This window comes from Achromobacter sp. 413638, assembly GCF_043119405.1.
Taxonomy (GTDB): Bacteria; Pseudomonadota; Gammaproteobacteria; order Burkholderiales; family Burkholderiaceae_B; genus Achromobacter.
In genome coordinates this window covers 30,405-49,143 of sequence record NZ_JBICCO010000048.1, presented here as the reverse complement: position 1 = coordinate 49,143, position 18,739 = coordinate 30,405, and the positions used below count along the sequence as shown (strand labels likewise).

At 64.5% G+C, this 18,739-nt stretch carries 16 protein-coding genes and 1 pseudogene; 9 read left to right on the top strand and 8 right to left on the bottom strand.

What is annotated here, in order from left to right; translation table 11 throughout:
* The 6 genes and pseudogenes from ACEU5R_RS19215 to ACEU5R_RS19190 form a co-directional block, all read right to left on the bottom strand.
* A pseudogene (locus ACEU5R_RS19215) lies at window positions 1-913 on the bottom strand (hypothetical protein); the annotation flags it as partial.
* A gap of 55 nt (window positions 914-968) precedes the next feature.
* On the bottom strand, window positions 969-2,273 hold the full coding sequence (locus tag ACEU5R_RS19210; protein ID WP_392411249.1) for a replication-associated recombination protein A: 1,305 nt from the start codon (window positions 2,271-2,273) through the stop codon (window positions 969-971).
* On the bottom strand, window positions 2,266-2,724 hold the full coding sequence (locus tag ACEU5R_RS19205) for an AAA family ATPase (protein ID WP_392411248.1): 459 nt from the start codon (window positions 2,722-2,724) through the stop codon (window positions 2,266-2,268). Before ACEU5R_RS19205 ends, ACEU5R_RS19210 begins: the two co-directional genes overlap by 8 nt.
* Before the next feature lie 71 nt (window positions 2,725-2,795).
* Window positions 2,796-3,389, bottom strand: a complete 594-nt coding sequence (locus ACEU5R_RS19200; protein ID WP_392411246.1) for a DUF4276 family protein — start codon at window positions 3,387-3,389, stop codon at window positions 2,796-2,798.
* Window positions 3,389-4,585: an AAA family ATPase gene (locus ACEU5R_RS19195; protein ID WP_392411245.1), complete on the bottom strand. Its 1,197-nt coding sequence runs from the start codon at window positions 4,583-4,585 to the stop codon at window positions 3,389-3,391. Before ACEU5R_RS19195 ends, ACEU5R_RS19200 begins: the two co-directional genes overlap by 1 nt.
* A 63-nt stretch (window positions 4,586-4,648) precedes the next feature.
* A complete protein-coding gene (locus ACEU5R_RS19190) occupies window positions 4,649-5,440 on the bottom strand; it encodes a deaminated glutathione amidase (protein ID WP_392411244.1) in 792 nt (263 codons plus the stop codon).
* Window positions 5,441-5,656: 216 nt separating this feature from the next.
* On the opposite strand from ACEU5R_RS19190, the gene ACEU5R_RS19185 reads away from it, so the two are divergent.
* The 9 genes from ACEU5R_RS19185 (at window position 5,657) to ACEU5R_RS19145 (ending at window position 15,529) form a co-directional block, all read left to right on the top strand.
* Window positions 5,657-6,928 (top strand): amino acid deaminase, encoded by a 1,272-nt coding sequence (locus ACEU5R_RS19185; RefSeq protein WP_103272897.1) that lies wholly within the window; start codon window positions 5,657-5,659, stop codon window positions 6,926-6,928.
* Between the two features lie 109 nt (window positions 6,929-7,037).
* A complete protein-coding gene (locus tag ACEU5R_RS19180) occupies window positions 7,038-8,597 on the top strand; it encodes an ABC transporter substrate-binding protein (protein ID WP_392411243.1) in 1,560 nt (519 codons plus the stop codon).
* Window positions 8,598-8,685: 88 nt separating this feature from the next.
* Window positions 8,686-9,627: an ABC transporter permease gene (locus tag ACEU5R_RS19175; RefSeq protein WP_103272895.1), complete on the top strand. Its 942-nt coding sequence runs from the start codon at window positions 8,686-8,688 to the stop codon at window positions 9,625-9,627.
* Between the two features lie 142 nt (window positions 9,628-9,769).
* Window positions 9,770-10,642, top strand: coding sequence for an ABC transporter permease (locus ACEU5R_RS19170; protein WP_103272894.1), 873 nt, complete (start codon window positions 9,770-9,772; stop codon window positions 10,640-10,642).
* A gap of 2 nt (window positions 10,643-10,644) precedes the next feature.
* The gene (locus ACEU5R_RS19165; RefSeq protein WP_103272893.1) at window positions 10,645-11,652 is read left to right on the top strand and encodes an ABC transporter ATP-binding protein; all 1,008 of its coding nucleotides are present in this window, start codon (window positions 10,645-10,647) and stop codon (window positions 11,650-11,652) included.
* The gene (locus ACEU5R_RS19160; RefSeq protein WP_233772736.1) at window positions 11,649-12,710 is read left to right on the top strand and encodes an ABC transporter ATP-binding protein; all 1,062 of its coding nucleotides are present in this window, start codon (window positions 11,649-11,651) and stop codon (window positions 12,708-12,710) included. The genes ACEU5R_RS19165 and ACEU5R_RS19160 overlap by 4 nt, the downstream gene beginning before the upstream one ends.
* Before the next feature lie 28 nt (window positions 12,711-12,738).
* Window positions 12,739-13,614: a MurR/RpiR family transcriptional regulator gene (locus ACEU5R_RS19155; protein ID WP_103272892.1), complete on the top strand. Its 876-nt coding sequence runs from the start codon at window positions 12,739-12,741 to the stop codon at window positions 13,612-13,614.
* Window positions 13,615-13,628: 14 nt separating this feature from the next.
* On the top strand, window positions 13,629-15,104 hold the full coding sequence (locus ACEU5R_RS19150; RefSeq protein WP_392411242.1) for an amidohydrolase family protein: 1,476 nt from the start codon (window positions 13,629-13,631) through the stop codon (window positions 15,102-15,104).
* 14 nt (window positions 15,105-15,118) lie between these two features.
* Entirely contained in the window at window positions 15,119-15,529 is a 411-nt protein-coding gene (locus ACEU5R_RS19145; protein WP_103272890.1) for a RidA family protein, read from the top strand.
* 192 nt (window positions 15,530-15,721) lie between these two features.
* On the opposite strand, the gene lolA is transcribed toward ACEU5R_RS19145, so the two are convergent.
* Together lolA and ACEU5R_RS19135 are read right to left on the bottom strand one after the other, a co-directional pair.
* A complete protein-coding gene (gene lolA / locus ACEU5R_RS19140; RefSeq protein ID WP_103272889.1) occupies window positions 15,722-16,357 on the bottom strand; it encodes an outer membrane lipoprotein chaperone LolA in 636 nt (211 codons plus the stop codon).
* A complete protein-coding gene (locus tag ACEU5R_RS19135; RefSeq protein WP_103272888.1) occupies window positions 16,357-18,735 on the bottom strand; it encodes a DNA translocase FtsK in 2,379 nt (792 codons plus the stop codon). The genes lolA and ACEU5R_RS19135 overlap by 1 nt, the downstream gene beginning before the upstream one ends.
* Between the last annotated feature and the right edge of the window lie 4 nt (window positions 18,736-18,739).

Here is an 18,739-nt window from a genome sequence, read left to right as displayed (position 1 = left end):
GCTGATTATCAAAGAGGTAGTCTCTGAACTTCCGTAGCTCAGTGTTTTGGATTTTCTTATCTATGGCATCAAATTTGGTAGCAAGATCCTTGTCGGTCAGAATCTTCTTTCGTTCCTCTTCAATCTTTTCAGCAAGCTCGTCAGCAGTGGAAATCTCTTTCATCCCATCTTTGGTTCTGAGATTTACTGAATGTTTTGCCTCAAAAAATCCATTGTCTTTGAGTTGCTTGTTAACAGTTGATGCGCTGTAGTGATTGAATTGCTTACTGAGGACGTCAGACTTGGAAACCAGTTCGTTGTATTTTTGGATATATTCTTCTAGCTGATCTTTGATTGACCCAGAATCCAGAAGCCCAACTGTCTTGTCATTGAAAACTTCTGCATAGACCACAGTGGAAAGCTGCGAAGGAGTGCCGGCCTTTACTTGTTCTTCCAATGACTCTACAAGTTCAGCAAGTGACTTCTTTCCAAAGCATTTCAATATTTCGGTTTCAGGAGTGACCGTTCTACCAGTCAAACCAGATAACTGTTTCAGCTTCGCAAACAAAGATGACTGTTTATCTGCAATCTCCTTGAGGGCATCATCATACTTCCGCTTAACCTCACTATTCACAAGAAGTAGTGATGTCTTCTCAGATGAAAAATCGGCATTGTATGGCTCTACAACAAACACTGAATCAGCAGCAATGTCGTTTCCAGCATCATCTTTAATGACTCTGCTTGATGCCCTATCTGGAAAGATCAAGTCCTTAGTGTCCCGTCCCTTAGCTAGATCATCAAAAGTCTTTGAAAACGAAGTTTTCATGAAGCCATTTGGCGCATAAACGGCATATCCATTGCTGTTGCCGAAGTCAAATTCATGCACCAATTCACTGATGCCATAGCAGTTCTTAAGGTCTACAGACAGCTTCATGTTAATCCCTTGGTTTTAATTTAAAAAAAAGCACTCATACGAGTGCTTTCCATTATTACTTTTTACCAGCTTCTTCATCCCACTTCTTCAGCAGGTTCAGCTTTTCACCAATCTTGATTTCCAATCCTCGTGGAACTGGCTGATACCAACCAGGCTCCTGCATTCCATCAGGAAGATAGGTTTCACCAGCAGCATAGGCATTGGGTTCATCATGGGCATACCTGTACTCATGCCCATAGCCCAGTTCCTTCATCAACTTGGTAGGAGCATTGCGGAGATGAACAGGGACTTCTCTGCTCTTGTCCTGCTTCACGAAGGCCCTTGCTTGGTTGTAGGCGTTGTAGCCAGCATTGCTCTTGGCAGCTACAGCTAGGTAAATCACAGCCTGTCCAAGTGCCAATTCACCTTCAGGACTTCCTAACCGTTCAAAGGTTGTAGCCGCATCGTTGGCTATCTGCATGGCTCTTGGATCAGCAAGTCCTATGTCTTCCCAGGCCATCCTAACAATTCTTCTGGATAGATACCTTGGATCAGCACCACCATCCAACATCCTTGTCAGCCAATACAAAGCAGCATCAGGATTGGAACCGCGAACCGACTTGTGCAAGGCTGAAATCTGGTCATAGAAGTTGTCTCCACCCTTATCAAAACGCCTTGAATTCAGTGTCAAAGCATTCTGGATGAAGTCAGCATCAATCTTCTGAACACCAGCAGCGCCAGCAGCCGTTTTGCACTGTTCCAGCAGGTTCAAGAACCTTCTTGCATCACCATCGGCATAGCCAATGATGGTGTCTCGTGCCAAGTCGTCAAAGTCCAGTCCATCAAGTGCTTTTTCCTGTGCTCGTTTCAGCAGAAGCTTCAACTCATCTTCTGTCAAAGATTTCAGTACATAGACCTGAGCACGAGACAGCAGGGCAGAGTTCACCTCAAAAGATGGGTTCTCAGTCGTTGCACCTATGAAAGTGACCAAGCCACTTTCTGCATAGGGAAGAAGAGCATCTTGTTGGGACTTATTGAATCTGTGAATTTCATCTACGAACAGAATGGTGTGCTTGCCTTGAGCAAGATTCTGTTCTGCTTGTTCCATCGCACCCCTGATGTCTTTGACACCAGAGAAGACCGCAGACAGTGCTATGAATGCACAGTCAAAGGCTGTAGCAGTCAGCCTTGCAAGAGTGGTCTTCCCAACACCAGGTGGGCCCCAGAAGATCATGGAGTGTGGTTTTCCAGATAGGAAAGCCAGTCTCAAGGGCTTGCCTTCACCCAGTAGATGGGATTGCCCAATCACCTCATCCAAAGTCTTGGGACGGAGTGCTTCTGCCAGTGGTGCAACAGGCTCTTGTGCGAACAGATCAGCCATGTTTCACCCCCATTGAACAACGGGGAAGCACAAATAATTGCACAATCGGCTTTTTAAGTTGTTGATTTATATGGTGGTTGACGGCTTTGTTGAAGCGGTGCACCTCGTCCACGAACAGGATGGTGCGCCGTCCCTGCCCCTGCGCCACCTGCGCCACGGTGACGGCGTCGCGGATGTCCTTGACGCCGCCCAGCACGGCGGAAATGGCGATGAACTGGGCATCGAAGCCGTCGGCCATCAGGCGCGCCAGCGTGGTCTTGCCCACGCCGGGCGGCCCCCAGAAGATCATGGAATGCGGCCGGCCCGATTCGAAGGCCACGCGCAGCGGCTTGTCCGGGCCCAGCAGGTGCGACTGCCCGACCACGTCGGCCAGCGTGCGCGGACGCAGGCGCTCGGCCAGGGGCACGTAAGGCCGATGGGCAGGATCGGCCGCGAAGAGATCGTTGCTCATTGGCAGCAGATGGGGGAATAAGGCAAGGGTTTCAAGACAGCATTACACCACGGCAGGATACCGGCCACCGCCTAACGAGTCGCCGTGCCCTGGTACCCCAAGCCTTCAGCGAGACCGCGCAAGCCCGTCACGAAGACCCTCAAGCTGTGGGATCCATTGTTTTCCTGGGACAGATGGCGGGCCATGGCGCGTGCGCCCCCCATCTTTTGAAAAGTCGGAACCAGCCGTTTGACTTCAACGGACGGTTTTTGCCAGGCATCGGGATCCTTGAAACGCTTGCGATGCGCCGTGGTATCCACCTTTGGCTCGTCAAAGGCTGCGGCCAACGCGGCCAGGTCTCCCAGATACCAACCCTCAAGCTCCTGGCAAACCAGGCGCACCATCGTTTCAGGCCGACCACCTTGGGCGCATAACGCTTGCAAGCTGCGTTTCACGGCTACGCAATCGGCGCCGTCGTTGTCCCGCAGGACGACAAAATGGTCCCCGGGAATGCGCCAGGCAGCCAGCTTTCGCGCAATGCTGCGATCCAGGTCGCTCTTGCCTTCATGCGGTATGCATAAAAACTGCTGACCATCCACCCATCCCGGGAATAGACGCGGCAGCCAATCATCCAGCAAGACCCGCATTGAAGGTTCTTCAAGCAAGAAGACAATACGACCCTGCATCAGCTCACGTCCTTGTTGAGTCCCTCGAACAGCCCTTGCTTCCACAGATAGCCGGGCAAATCTCCCGCCTCGAACAACGATCTCAGGTTTTCGGAATCGCTGGCCCGCGTAATGGCGGTGAACCCCTGGTCCTTGCGCAGGCAATAGATCTCGTCGAGCGTCAACGCGTTGAGGAAATCCGGAGAATGAGTCGATATGAAGACTTGCCCGCCACGCTCGGCATAGTCGCGGAATTCCTCGGCCAATTCGGGAAGCAGTTCAGGGTAGAGCTGATTCTCGGGCTCCTCAACGGCCAGCAACGGATAGGGCTTTGGATCATTGAGCAGCACCAGATAGGCAAACATCTTGATCGTGCCATCCGACACGTGGCGAGCGATGAAAGGATCCTTGAAGCTGCCATCCTGGAAGCGGAGCACCAACCGGCCGTCCTCGGTCTGCTTGGGTTCCACCACCGATACGCCGGGAACACGGCGTTGCATGGCGAGCAGCACGCGATCAAAGCGGTCGCGATGATGCTCGAACAGGTAATTGGCCACCAAGGGAAGATTGTCGCCCCTGGTGGAAAGATGCTCGGCAAAACCCTCTTCCTGGCTGGGACGCGCCTCGGAGACATGAAAGTCGGAAATATGCCAATTTTCGATCATCAAGCGAAACGCGCTGGCAGCCTTGAAGCGCTCGAATTGCCCCAATCCCTTGATGGCAAGAATGTCGGGCGCGTCCAAAGCTTGCTCCTCGCGCGTCAATTCCTCGTCCGGCAGGGAGAAGTCCTCTTCGTTCGTGATGGCATAGCCTTTCCCGGCTGAAAAATCCAGGAACCGGAACGGCGCGCCATAGGCGCCGCGTTTATAGCGCAGCACCTCGCGCTCGACGAACGGTTTGCCATCCTCGTCCCGGGAAATCCTGAGCACATAGGTCACAAGCCGTTCACGGCCGGTGATTTCCAACCGGAACTGCAGCGTGATTTCGATAGGCTCGTCAGCGCAGCCCCGACTTGCCACCTCGCGGTATCCCCCGCGCTTGGCAAGCGCCTTGGCCACATTCATGGACAAGGCATCCTTGAGAAACGAAAACACATCGAACAAGGTCGACTTGCCGGTGCCGTTGGCGCCGACGAGCACACAAAGCCTAGGAATGTTCTCCAGCTTCGTATCGCGGAAAAGCCGATAGTTCTTGATGGCGATGGATTCGATTTGCATGGGCTATGCCTGGAACAACGTTTGATGGATTGCTGATTCAATGACGCTGGCGCATCGGCCGCTCTAGGCCAGCTCCGGCGCCGCGAAGCGGCGGTTGGCCAGCACCGGCAGCACCTTGCGCGCGTGCGCCAGCCGCTCGGGATCGATCTCGGCGACCACCAGCGCCGGCCCCTCGCCCGCGCTGGCCGTCACCACGCCCAGCGGATCCACCACCATGCTGCGGCCGATGTTGCGCTCGCCGCACTCGCCGGTGGCGGCAACGTAGCAGGTGTTTTCCAGCGCCCGCGCCGTCACCAGCACTTCCCAGTGGTTTTCCTTGAGCGAACCGCGCACCCAGGCCGCCGGCAGCGCCAGCAGGTCGGCGCCGTCCAGCGCCAGGCGGCGGGCCATTTCCGGGAAGCGCACGTCGTAGCAGGTCATCAGTCCGATTTTCAGGCCGTCGATCTCCAGCAGCGGCGGGATCCGGTCGCCCGGCGTGACGTTGGTCGATTCCTTCATGTTGAAGGCGTCGTACAGGTGCAGCTTGCGGTACTCGGAAATGATCTCGCCGTCACGCAGCGTGACCAGGGTATTCCAGACGCGGCCGTCGCCCGTGGGCACGTGCACGCAGAACAGGGTGGCCAGCCGCGAGCCCCGGCTGGCGGCGAGCAGGCGGGACACGAAGGGGCCGTCCAGCGGCTGGGCCGCCTTGAGCACGATCTGCGGGTCGGTGATGTCGCGGGCCAGGATGCCTTCCGGCAGGATCAGCAGGCCGGCGCCGGCCTCGCGGGCGCGCCGCATCAGGTCCTCGCAGACCTGGGCGTTTTCTTCCCAGACGCGGCTGACGGCGAACTGGCCCAAGGCGACTTTCAGCATGGTTTTTCCTCGAAACGGAGTGGCGGCCGGGCGGTGACGCCCTGGCGGGCGATGCCCGCGCGGCTACGCGGCCCTCCATTGTCGCGCCTTCCGCCCCGAGACGGGCGTCTTAGGGAAACCCCCAGCTCCCGCTTGTAAATTTCTTTCACGATAATGAAAAAAAACGGATTTCCCGTAAATATTTTCCAAGACTGCCCACCAAGACCCGCCAGCGCCATGAGCATCTCCTCCTTCCCCGCAGCCCCCCTGGACGTGAACGGCAAAGGCCTCGGCGCCTTCCCGGCTTCCTGTACCACCGCCGGCGTGGCGGACCTGGGCTGGAATCTGCTGGCCGAGGACGTCAGCCTGCCGGCCGCCGTGCTGTACGAAGCCCGCGTGCGCCACAACCTGCAATGGATGCAGCGCTTCATGGAAGCCTACCGCGTCAAGCTGGCGCCGCACGGCAAGACCACCATGAGCCCGGCCCTGTTCCAGCGCCAGATCGACGGCGGCGCCTGGGGCATCACGCTGGCGAACGCGCCCCAGGTGCAGGCCGCGCACAACCACGGCATCCGCCGCGTGCTGATGGCCAACCAGCTGGTGGGCCGCGCCAACATGGCCATCATCGCCCGCATCCTGCGCCAGGATCCGGACTTCACCTATTTCTGCATCATCGATTCGCCGGCCAATGCCGCCCACCTGGGCGCCTACTTCGGCGAACAGGGCCTGACGCTGCCCGTGCTGATCGAGCTGGGCCCGGCCGGCGGCCGCACCGGCGTGCGCGACGACGCGCAATTCCAGGCGGTGGCCGACGAGATCGCCCGCTGGCCCGCGCTGGCCCTGGCCGGCATCGAAGTCTACGAGGGCGTGCTGCAGGAAGAACAGGCCATCCGCGCCTTCCTGCGCCGCGCCACCGGCGCGCTGCGCGGCCTGGCCGAAGCGGGCCGCCTGCGCAAGAACGGCCCGGCACTGATCTCCGGCGCCGGCTCGGCCTGGTTCGACGTGGTGGCCGAGGAATTCTCGAACCTGGATATCGGCGCGCCGCTGGACGTGGTGCTGCGCCCCGGTTGCTACCTGTCGCACGACGTGGGCGTCTACCGCTCGGCCGCCGAGCGCATCAACGCGCACAACCCCGTGGCCCGCAAGATGGATCCGGGCCTGCAACCCGCGCTGCAGGTCTGGGCCTATGTGCAATCGCTGCCCGAGCCGGGCCGCGCCATCATCGCGCTGGGCAAGCGCGACGCCGCTTTCGACGCCGGCCTGCCCACGCCGGCCCAGCGCTACCGTCCCGGCCAGGCCGCCCCCGGCGCCGCCCCGGCGCACTGGAAGCTGACGGCCATGATGGATCAGCATGCCTTCATGCAGATCAGCGAAGGCGACGACATCCAGGTCGGCGACATGATCGCCTTCGATATCTCCCATCCCTGCCTGACGTTCGACAAGTGGCGCCAGGTCCTGCTGGTGGACGAGCAATACCGCGTCATCGACGTCGCGGAAACATTTTTCTAAGAAGCGCCCCCTGCGGTAATGCGCCAGGCCCCCAAGGGGGAAAAACTTGGGACGGCCCGGCGCTTTCCTGAATCACGCGACAACTGTTTTTGACCCTCTGGAGAGAGACATGAACTTCCGCACCTCCCGGCGCGGCGGGCTGCAACGCCTGCTGCTGGCCGGCGCCATCGGCTTGACCACCCTGTCCGCCCCTGCCTTCAGCGCCCCGACGCCGGTCAAGGGAGGCACGATCTCGGTCGCCACCATCGGCGAGCCGCCGACGCTGGATCCGATGGGCAGCACCGCCGATCTGGTCGGCATCCTGACGCAGCATTTCTTCGAAACGCTGTACACCTTCGACGCCCAGTGGAACCTGACCCCGCTGCTGGCCGACAAGATGCCCGAGATCAGCGCCGACGGCCTGGTCTACACGATTCCGCTGCGCCAGGGCATCACCTTCCACGACGGCTCGAAGATGGATTCGTCCGACGTGCTGGCCTCGCTCAAGCGTTGGACCGAAACCGCCACGCGCGGCAAGGGCGCGGCCAAGGTCATCTCCAGCATCGAGGCGCCCGACGCCAACACCATCCGCATCACGCTCAAGCAGCCCTACTCGCCGCTGACCGCGCTGCTGGCCATGAACAACGCCGCCGCCGTCATCATGCCCAAGGGCAAGATCGCCCCGGTCCTGACCGAGATCGTCGGCACCGGTCCTTACCAACTCAAGGCGCGCGTGCCGGACCAGTACATCCAGCTGGTGCGCTTCGACGGCTACAAGCAGCGCGAAGGCGAGCCCGACGGCTACGGCGGCGCCCGCAAGCAGTACCTGGACGAAATCCGCTTCGTGCCGGTGAGCAACGCCAACACCCGCACCGAAGCCGCCGTGGCCGGCCAGTTCGACTACGTCGACTCGCTGCCGGTGGAATCGCTGGACAAGCTCAAGGGCGGCCGCTCCGATCCGGTCATGCTCAAGCCTTTCGGCTGGCCGCGCCTGGTGCTCAACACCAAGCAGGGCATCATGTCCAACCTGGCCGTGCGCCAGGCCGTGCAGCTGGCGCTGAACGAAGAGGACATGCTGTTCGCCGCCTTCGGCAACAAGGAGTTCTACAAGCTCAACGGCGACCTGTACCCCGAGGGCTACCCCTGGGCCACGTCGCTGGGCGGCAAGGTCTACAACAAGGCCGACACCGCCGCCGCCAAGAAGCTGCTGGACGGCGCCAACGTCGCCGACAAGAAGATCCGCATCCTGACCAGCCAGCAGTACGAGTTCCACTACAAGATGGCGCTGGTCGCCGCCGAGTACCTGAAGGCCGCCGGCTTCACGGTGGACATGCAGGTGGTGGACTGGGCCACGCTGACGCAGCGCCGCCAGGATCCGGCCGTGTGGGACATCTTCATCACCCACAGCGTGTTCCTGCCCGAACCCGCCCTGATCGACTTCCCGTCCAAGGACGCGCCGGGCTGGTGGGACACGCCGCGCCGCGCCCAGGTCATGGACGCGTACAACCAGGCGCGCACCCAGGAAGAACGCGTCAAGCGCTGGGCCGACGTGCAGCAGGCCGTGTATGACGAGATCCCCTTCATCAAGGTCGGGGACTTCAACGCCCAGGGCGCGCGCTCGCCGTCGCTGCAGGGCACCAAGCCGGCGCCGTGGCCGTTCTTCTGGAATGCCTGGAAGAGCGCCAAGTAAGCGATGCGCGGGGCGGCGGGCCGGTCGGGCCGCCGCCCCGCCCCTTGCAGGAATGCCCCGAGTTTTCGCCTTGATCTAGGACACCATCGTGTTGCGTTATCTCTTGAACCGGCTGGTCGGGCTGGTGGCCGTGATGTTCATCGTCGCGACCATCGTGTTCGTGATCATCCGCATCACGCCGGGCGATCCGGCCGCCGTCATGCTGGGCCCCCAGGCCAGCCAGCAGGACATCGACGCGCTGCGCGCGCAGCTCGGACTGGACCAGCCCTTCGCCGTGCAGTACGTGAGCTGGCTGGGCAAGCTGGTCCAGGGCGACCTGGGGCAATCCATCTTCATGAACAAGCCTGTGCTGTCGGCGCTGGCCGACCGCGCCGAACCCACGCTGCTGCTGACGCTGATGTCGCTCATCATCGCCAGCGCCATCGCGCTGCCGGTGGGCATCCTGTCCGCGGTCAAGCGCGGCACCACGCTGGACCAGTCGGTGCTGTCGTTCTCGATGTTCACCTCCAGCGTGCCCAGCTTCTGGCTGGGCCTGTTGCTGATGCAGGTCTTCTCGGTGAAGCTGGGCTGGCTGCCCGTGGCCGGCTACGGCGGCCCGGACGCCTCGCTGGCGACGCGGCTGTCGCACCTGATCCTGCCGGCGGTGGTGCTGGGCCTGGTGAACTCGGCGCTGATCACCCGCTTCATCCGCGCCAGCATGCTGGACGTGCTGCGCGACGACTACGTGCGCACCGCCCGCGCCAAGGGCCTGCCGGAAGGCCAGGTGATCCTCAAGCACGCGGTGCGCAACGCGCTTATCCCCATCCTGACGGTGCTGGGCCTGACCACGGCGCTGCTGATCAGCGGCGCGGTCGTGACCGAGACCGTGTTCGGCCTGCCCGGCGTGGGCAGCCTGGTGGTGTCGGCGGTGTTGCGGCGCGACTACCCGGTGATCCAGGGCGCGCTGCTGATCATCGCGGCGATCTACGTGCTGATCAATCTGTTCATCGACCTGCTGTACCTACTGGTGGACCCCCGCGTCCGCTATTGATGGAGGCCCACCCCCGCAGCGCTGCGCGCTTCCCCCTCGAGGGGGCATGCCTGCGGCCCGGCAAAGCCGGCTCCGCGGCATCCCGATGGGGCTGCATCCTCTCGTGCGTTGTCGGCAACGCGTGGCGTTTTGGAGCACTGATATGACGAATGCAATTACCGCAACTCCCGGCGGCGCGGACCGCTGGCAGGTGCTGCGCCTGCTGGTTTCGCGCAAGACCGTGCTGATCAGCCTGATCGTGCTGATCGTGCTGATCGGCGCCGCGCTGCTGGCCCCCTGGGTCAGCCCCTACGACCCCATGAAGCTGTCCATCATGAACCGGCTCAAGGCGCCCGGCGCCGCGCACTGGTTCGGCACCGACGATTTCGGCCGCGACGTATTCAGCCGCGTGATCCACGGCGGCCGGCTGTCGCTGACGGTGGGCTTCTCGGTGGTGGTGCTGTCCAGCGTGCTGGGCATCGCGCTGGGCCTGGTCGCCGGCTTCTTCCGCTCGGCCGACAAGATCGTCTCGCGCGTGATCGACGCCATGATGGCCTTCCCGGACATCCTGCTGGCGATCTCGCTGGTGGCCGCGCTGGGCCCGTCGCTGACCAACGTGGTGATCGCGCTGGGCATCGTGTACACGCCGCGCCTGGCCCGCATCGTGCGCGCCTCGACGCTGGTGATCCGCGAGCTGCCCTTTGTGGAGGCCGCGCGCGCGCTGGGCGTGCCGACCTGGCGCATCATCAGCGTGCACGTGCTGCGCAACCTGGTGTCGCCCATCCTGGTGCAGGGCACCTTCATCTTCGCCTACGCGATCCTGGCCGAAGCCGGCCTGTCGTTCCTGGGCGTGGGCGTATCGCCCGACATTCCCACCTGGGGCACCATGATCAACGCCGGCCAGCAGTACATGGGCTCGGCCGACTGGATCATGATCTTCCCCGGCATCGCCATCATTCTTTCGGTGCTGTCGCTGCAACTGGTCGGCGACGGCCTGCGCGACGTGCTGGACCCGCGCCTGCGCAAGGAGCTTTGATCATGTCGGCAAGCACCCGAGACGTCGTGCTGTCCGTTGAAGGACTCAAGACCTGGTTCCACAGCCGCGACGGCGTGGCCAAATCCGTGGACGGCGTCACCTTCGACCTGGCCCGCGGCGAAACCCTGGCCATCGTGGGCGAGTCCGGTTCCGGCAAGTCCGTGACCAGCCTGTCCATCATGGGCCTGCTGCCCAAGCCCGCGGGCCGCATCGAGGCCGGCAAGATCCGCTTCCGCGACCGCAAGGGCCAGGAGCATGACCTGGCGCGGGCCACGCCCGCCACGCTGCGGCGCATCCGTGGCGCCGAGATCGCCATGATCTTCCAGGAGCCCATGACCAGCCTGAACCCGCTGTACACGGTGGGCGACCAGATCGCCGAGGCCATCCTGCTGCACGAGGGCGGCTCGCGCGCCGACGCCCTGCGCCGCGCCCGCGAAATGCTGGAGCGCGTCGAGATTCCGGCGGCCGAGCGCCGCGTCAACGAGTACCCGCACCAGATGTCCGGCGGCATGCGCCAGCGCGTGATGATCGCGCTGGCCCTGGCCTGCAACCCGGCGGTGCTGATCGCCGACGAGCCGACCACCGCGCTGGACGTGACCGTGCAGGCGCAGATCCTGGACCTGCTGCGCCGCCTGCAGGCCGAGATGAACATGAGCATCCTGTTCATTACCCACAACCTGGGCGTGGTGGCCGAGATCGCGCACCGCGTGGCGGTGATGTACGCCGGCCGCGTGGTCGAGGACGCGGGCGTCTACGATCTGTTCGAGAAGCCCACGCATCCGTACACGCGCGGCCTGCTGTCCTGCCTGCCCACCGCCGCCCTGCTGGCCTCGGGCGAACGGCTGCGCGCGATTCCCGGCAACGTGCCCAGCGTGCTGTCGCTGCCGGCCGGCTGTACCTTCGCGCCGCGCTGCCCGCAGGCCGACGACAGCTGCCGCCGCGACGTGCCCGAACTGATTCCGGTGCAGCCCGAGCACCGTGCGCGCTGCATCAAGGTGACTCCGCTATGAACGCCCTCCCCCAGAACGAGATTCCCGCGACGCCGGCCCTGGAGCCGGCCGCCGCCGGCCGCTCGCGCCAGCCCGTCGTCCGCGCCGCGGATCCGCTGGTGCGCATCGAGGAACTGAAGGTCCATTTCCCGACCTCGCAGTCGCGCAACGCGCCCATGGTCAAGGCGGTGGACGGCGTCACCTTCGACGTGCCGCGCAACACCATCGTCGGCCTGGTCGGCGAGTCAGGCTCGGGCAAGACCACCACCGGCCGCGCGCTGCTGCGCCTGTTCGCGCCGACCGCCGGCCGCATCCTGTTCGACGGCCAGGACATCACGAACCTCAGCGAAAAGCAGATGCTGCCGTGGCGCCGCCGCATGCAGATCGTGTTCCAGGATCCCTACGCCAGCCTCAACCCGCGCATGACGGTGTCCGAGATCCTGGGCGAGGCGCTGGACACGCACAAGCTGGCGCAGAACCGCCGCGCGGCTCGCATCGGCGAACTGCTGGAACGCGTCGGCCTGAACGCCGACCACGCGCGCCGCTATCCGCACGAGTTCTCGGGCGGCCAGCGCCAGCGCATCGGCATCGCCCGCGCGCTGGCGGTGGAGCCGGACTTCATCGTGGCCGACGAGCCGGTCTCGGCGCTGGACGTGTCGGTCCAGGCGCAGGTGCTGAACCTGCTGCAGGACCTGCAGCGCGACCTGGGCCTGACCATGCTGTTCGTGGCCCACGACCTGGCGGTGGTGGACTACCTGTGCGACGAAGTCGTGGTGATGTACCTGGGCCGCGTGATGGAACGCGGCCCCACCAGCGAGGTATACGCCCGGCCGCGCCACCCCTATACTCGCGCCCTGCTGTCGGCCGCGCCGGTGCCGGACCCGCGCGCGCCGCGCTCGCGCATCCTGCTCAAGGGCGACATTCCCAGCCCGGTCAACCCGCCGTCGGGCTGCGTGTTCCGCACCCGCTGTCCGCACGCGACCGAGGCCTGCGCCGCGCCGCTGCCGCCGGCGGCCAATGTCGGCCCGGGGCATCATGTGGCCTGTATCCGCCTCGGAGACCCCGAGCTGGCGGCCTAGACTGCGCCCCCGATCCAGGACCCTTCCCATGAAGAACAACATCCGCGACATCGTTTTCCAGATACGCAGCCGGCGCGACGACCTGAGCGTCACCGAGCGCAAGGTCGCCGACGCCATCCTGGACAACATCATCTGGAGCGCCAGCGCCACGGTCGACCAGCTGGCCGCCAAGGCCAGCGTCAGCATCGCCACGATCTCGCGCTTCGCCCGCACGGTGGGCTGCGAAGACACCCGCGACCTGAAGATGAAGCTGGCCCAGGCCAGCACCGTGGGCAGCCGCTTCCTGGACCCCACCGCGCCGGCCGAGGAAAGCACGTTCTACGCGCGCATCTACGCCGATATCGAAAGCACGCTGCGCGCGCACCTGCCGACCTTCACCGAGCAACTGTTCGGCCAGGCCACGGCCATCGCGCACGAGGCGCGCATGATCTACGTGTTCGGCATGGGTGGCGCGTCCGCCGTGCTGGCGCAGGAAGTGCAGTCGCGGCTGGTGCGGCTGGGCTATCCCATCGCGGTCTACACCGACGCGGTGCTGCTGCGCATGGTCGCGGCCACGCTGGACGAGCGCGACGCGGTGCTGATCCTGTCGGCCTCGGGCCTGACGCCCGAGATCCTGGGCGCGGCGCGCATCGTCAAGCAGTACCGCGCCCGCATCGTCGCCATCACCGACGCGACCTCGCCGCTGGCGGAGATGGCCGACGTGGTGCTGCCGATCCGCACCGACGAGACCGACTTCATCTACAAGCCCTCGGCCTCGCGCTACGCCATGATGCTGGCGATCGACCTGCTGGCCACCGAACTGGCCATGCTGCATCAAGAAGAAAACCGTGAACGCCTGCGCCGCATCAAGCTGGCGCTGGACGGCTACCGCGGCGGCCCGAACCGGCTGCCGCTGGGCGATTGAACCTGGAACAGAAGATGTTTGACACTCTCATACGCGACGTGCGCGTGCTGGACGGCAGCGGCCAGGCCGAATACCGCGCCAGCGTGGCGCTGGAAGGCGGACGCATCGCGGCCATCGGCGAGCTGCCCGGCGCCCAGGCGCGGCACGTGGTCGACGGCGACGGCCTGGCGCTGGCGCCGGGTTTCATCGACGTGCACACGCACGACGACACCAACGTCATCCGCACGCCGGGCATGCTGCCCAAGCTGTCGCAAGGCGTGACCACGGTGGTGGTGGGCAACTGCGGCATCAGCGCCTCGCCCGTCTCGCTGCGCGGCGAGCCGCCGGATCCCATGAACCTGCTGGGCGCGCGCGAGGATTTCAGCTATCCCAGCTTCGCCGACTACACCCGCGCCATCGAGGCCGCGCAGCCGGCGGTGAACGTGGCGGCGCTGGTGGGCCACACCGCCCTGCGCAACAACCACATGGACCGGCTGGACCGCAGCGCCACCCGCGACGAAGTCCTGGCCATGCGCGAGCAGCTGCGCGAGGCGCTGGCGCACGGCGCCATCGGCCTGAGCACCGGCCTGGCCTACGGCTCGGCCATCGAGGCCGACACCGAAGAGGTCAAGCTGCTGGCCGAGGCGCTGGACGAGTTCGGCGCGCTCTACACCACGCACCTGCGCTCGGAGTTCGCCGCCATCCTGGAAGCCATGCAGGAAGCGTTCGACATCGCCCTGCACGCGCGCGTGCCGGTGGTGGTGTCGCACCTGAAATGCGCCGGCGCCGGCAACTGGGGCCGCACGAAGGAAGTGCTGTTCAAGCTGGAGAACGCCGGCAAGATGCAGCGCGTGGGCTGCGATTGCTATCCCTATTCCGCCAGCTCGTCCACGCTGGACCTGAAGCAGGTCACGGACGAGTTCGACATCATCATCAACTGGTCGGCGCCACATCCGGACCAGGCCGGGCGCAAGCTGGCCGAGATCGCCGCCGACTGGAACGTGACGCTGCTGGAAGCGGCCAGACGCCTGCAACCGGCCGGCGCCGTCTACCACAACATGCACGAAGACGACGTGCGGCGCGTGCTGTCGCATCCGCTCACGATGGTGGGCTCGGACGGCCTGCCCAACGATCCCAAGCCGCATCCCCGGCTGTGGGGCGCCTTCCCGCGCGTGCTCGGCCACTACAGCCGCGACGCCGGCCTGTTCCCGCTGAACCAGGCGGTGCACAAGATGACCGGCCTGTCGGCCGCGCGCTATGGCCTGGCCGGACGCGGCCTGATCCGCGAGGGCTATCACGCCGACGTGGTGCTGTTCAATCCGGACACCGTGATCGACCGCGCCACCTTCGCCGATCCCGTCCAGGCGGCGGCCGGCATCGAGGCGGTCTGGGTCAATGGCGCCCTGTCCTATCTACACGGGCAGCCCACCGGCGAACGCGCCGGCCGTTGGCTGCCGCGCAATGGCGACCTGCGCGCGAGCTTCGCGGCGGCGTCCTCTCCCACTCTCTAAGCAAGGAGCACATCATGAGCAATTCCTCCACCACCGACAGCAACGGCATCACCCGCTACGGCGTGGCCGGCGGCACCGGCCAGGGCGGCTCGCACATGCCCTTCGCCCGCGCCGTGGCAGCCGACGGCTGGCTGTACGTGTCGGGCCAGGTCCCCATGGAAAACGGCGAAGTCATCGAGGGCGGCACCGTGGCCCAGTCGCACAAGGCCATCCAGCAGGTGCTGGCCATCCTGAAGGAAGCCGGCTACGGCCCCGAGCACGTGGTCCGCTGCGGCGTGTGGCTGGACGACGCGCGCGACTTCCCGTCGTTCAACAAGGTGTTCAAGGAGTACTTCGGCGAAAACCCGCCGGCGCGCGCCTGCGTGCAGTCGCCGCTGATGGTGGACGCCAAGGTCGAGATCGATTGCGTGGCGTATAAGAGGTGACCCCCCCCGAAGCGCTGCGCGCTTCCCCCCCAGGGGGGCGCCGCTGCGGACCGGCGGAGCCGGATCCGCGCGGCCTGGCTAGCGACGCCAGCGCACGCGCCTCCACGCCTGTCGTACTCCAAAGCAAACGGCCCCACGAATCCTTCGTGGGGCCGTTTGTTTTTGGGGTGGCGTGGCGCTGCCTACGTCCGTCTACATCTTGACCACATCCACGCCCTTGGGCGCGGTGAACTGGAATTCCTTGGCGCCGATGGACGGATTCGGGGTGATGCCCGACAGGTCCACCCGCGTCGTCTGGCCGAAGGAATCCAGCAGCTCGACGCGCGCCGGCAGGTTGTCCTTCAAACCGATATCCACGCGCGAAAAACCGGCGTCGGCGTTGCGCGGCTTGGCGCGCAGCCAGTCCAGGCCGTCCTTGGACGGCAGCGCCGACACCTCGAACGACTGCTCCAGCGAGCCCGAGCCGAACAGGATCGCGGCGGGCGAGGTGCCGATGGCCGCGTCGACCTTGCGTTCGGTCACTTGCAGCAGGTCCGGATCGTACTGATAGACCTTGGCGCCATCCGAGATCACCAGCTGCTCGTAGGGCTTCTGCACCGCCCACTTGAACTTGCCGGGGCGCTGGAACGAGAACGTGCCGGTTTGCGCCGGCTGGGTGCGGCCCTGGGCGTTCACCGTGTATTGCGAGAACGAGCCGGTGGCCCCGTTCACCTTGCCGACGAAATCGCGCAGCTGCTCCTGCGCGCTGGCGGCCGCGGCGGGCGCGGATGCCAGGATCGAAGCCATGCACAGGGCCGCCGCGGCGGCCAGGCCTTGGAACATCTTCATCATGCTTCCTCTCGGGCTGCGGCCGGCACCAGGATGTCCCGGTTGCCATTGGACTGCATCGCCGACACCATACCCGATTGCTCCATCTGCTCCAGTAACCGGGCCGCGCGGTTGTAACCAATCCGCAGATGGCGCTGCACCAGCGAAATGGACGCGCGGCGGTGCTTGAGCACCACTTCGCAGGCCTGGTCGTACATGGGGTCCGACTCGGCGTCGCCGCCGATGCCGGTGACGCTGCCCGCGCCTTCCGCGCCGTCGCCATCCAGGCCGCCCTCGAGCAGGCCTTCGATGTAGTTCGGCTCGCCCTGGGCCTTCAGGCTCTCGACCACGCGATGGACTTCATCGTCGCTGACAAAGGCGCCGTGCACGCGCACCGGCAGGCCGGTGCCCGGCGGCATGTAGAGCATGTCGCCCTGGCCCAGCAGGGTTTCCGCGCCCATCTGGTCGAGAATGGTGCGCGAGTCGATCTTGGACGAGACCTGAAAGGCGATGCGGGTCGGGATGTTGGCCTTGATCAGGCCGGTGATCACGTCCACGCTGGGGCGCTGGGTGGCCAGGATCAGGTGGATGCCAGCGGCGCGCGCCTTCTGCGCCAGGCGCGCGATCAGCTCTTCGATCTTCTTGCCCACCACCATCATCAGGTCGGCCAGCTCGTCGATGACCACCACGATGGTGGGCAGCGGCGCCAGCGGCTCGGGCTGGTCGGGCGTCAGCGAGAACGGATTGGGGATGGGTTCCTCGCGCTTGATGGCGTCGCGGATCTTGGTGTTGTAGCCGGCCAGGTTGCGCACGCCCATCTTGCTCATCAGGCGGTAGCGCTTTTCCATTTCGCCCACGCACCAGTTCAGCGCGTTGCCGGCCTGGCGCATGTCCGTGACCACCGGCGCCAGCAGGTGCGGAATGCCTTCGTAGACGCTCATTTCGAGCATCTTCGGATCGATCAGGATCAGACGGGTGTGCGAGGCGTCGGCCTTGTACAGGAGCGACAGGATCATGGCGTTGATCCCGACCGACTTGCCGGAGCCGGTGGTGCCGGCCACCAGCAGGTGAGGCATCTTGGCCAGGTCGGCCACCACCGGATTGCCGGCGATGTCCTTGCCCAGCGCCATCGTCACCACCGAGTGGCTGGCGTGGTAGGTCTGCGAACCCAGGATTTCCGACAGCTTGACCATCTGGCGGCGCGGGTTGGGCAGTTCCAGGCCCATCAGGTTCTTGCCGGGTATGGTTTCCACCACCCGGATGCTGACCAGGCTGAGCGCGCGCGCCAGGTCCTTGGCCAGGTTGACGATCTGGCTACCCTTGACGCCAGTGGCCGGCTCGATTTCGTAGCGCGTGATGACAGGGCCCGCCTGCGCCGCCACCACGGTGACGGACACGCCGAAGTCGGCCAGCTTCTTTTCGATCAGGCGCGAGGTGAATTCGATGGTCTCGGCCGACACGGTTTCCTGGTTGGGCGGCGGCGGGTCGAGCAGGCTGATGGCGGGCAGGTCGCCCTCGGCGCCCGGCGGCGGGGCGAAGAACAGCGACTGCTGCTTTTCCTTTTCCACGCGCTCGGACTTAGGCACCACGGTGATGGCGGGCTCGATGCGCACAGGCTGCTCGTGGACCAGCTTTTCCTGCTTGGCCACCACCTGCTCGGTGCGCACGGCCTTGGCCACTTCGCCGACCTTGCGGTCCTCGCGCGCGGCATAGGAGCTGCGCACGCGAAACACCATGCCTTCGATCCAGGCGCCGACCCGCTCGGCGATGTTCAGCCAGGAGAACGAGAAGAACAGGCTCAGGCCGATGGCCAGCATGACCAGGAAGGCCAGCGTGCTGCCGGTGAAGCCGATGCTGCGGCCGATCAGGTCGGCCAGCGTATGGCCGATGACGCCGCCCGCGCCGCTGGCGTGCTCGGACGCGCCGGGCAGGTGCATGCCACGGCTGGGCAGGCGCAGGGCCTCCATGCCGAGCGAACCGACCATCAGCAGGAAGAAGCCGATGCCCTCTTCCCAGTGAACGCGGGGCAGGACTTCGGGTTGCTTACTATTGGTAACTTTAAGTTGGCTGGCCAGGCGGCGATAACCGGCCCGGACGCGGTGCAAAAGCAACACCACCCACCACCAGGCGGAAAATCCGAACAGATAGAGCAGGATGTCGGCCAGATAGGCGCCCAACATGCCGCCGCGGTTGTGCACCGCGCCGGCGGGCACCGAGTGCGACCAGCCGGGGTCGGCGGCGTTCCAGGTGGCCAGCACCAGGGTCAGCCAGGCCGCCAGGGCGGCAAAGAGGATCCAACGGGCCTCGCGCAGCAGCGAGGATAGTCGTGTCTGCAGCGGGGAAGGTCCGTTGCGGGTATTGCGCGAGGCGCGTGGAGTGGCATTCGAGATACGCGGCATGCGG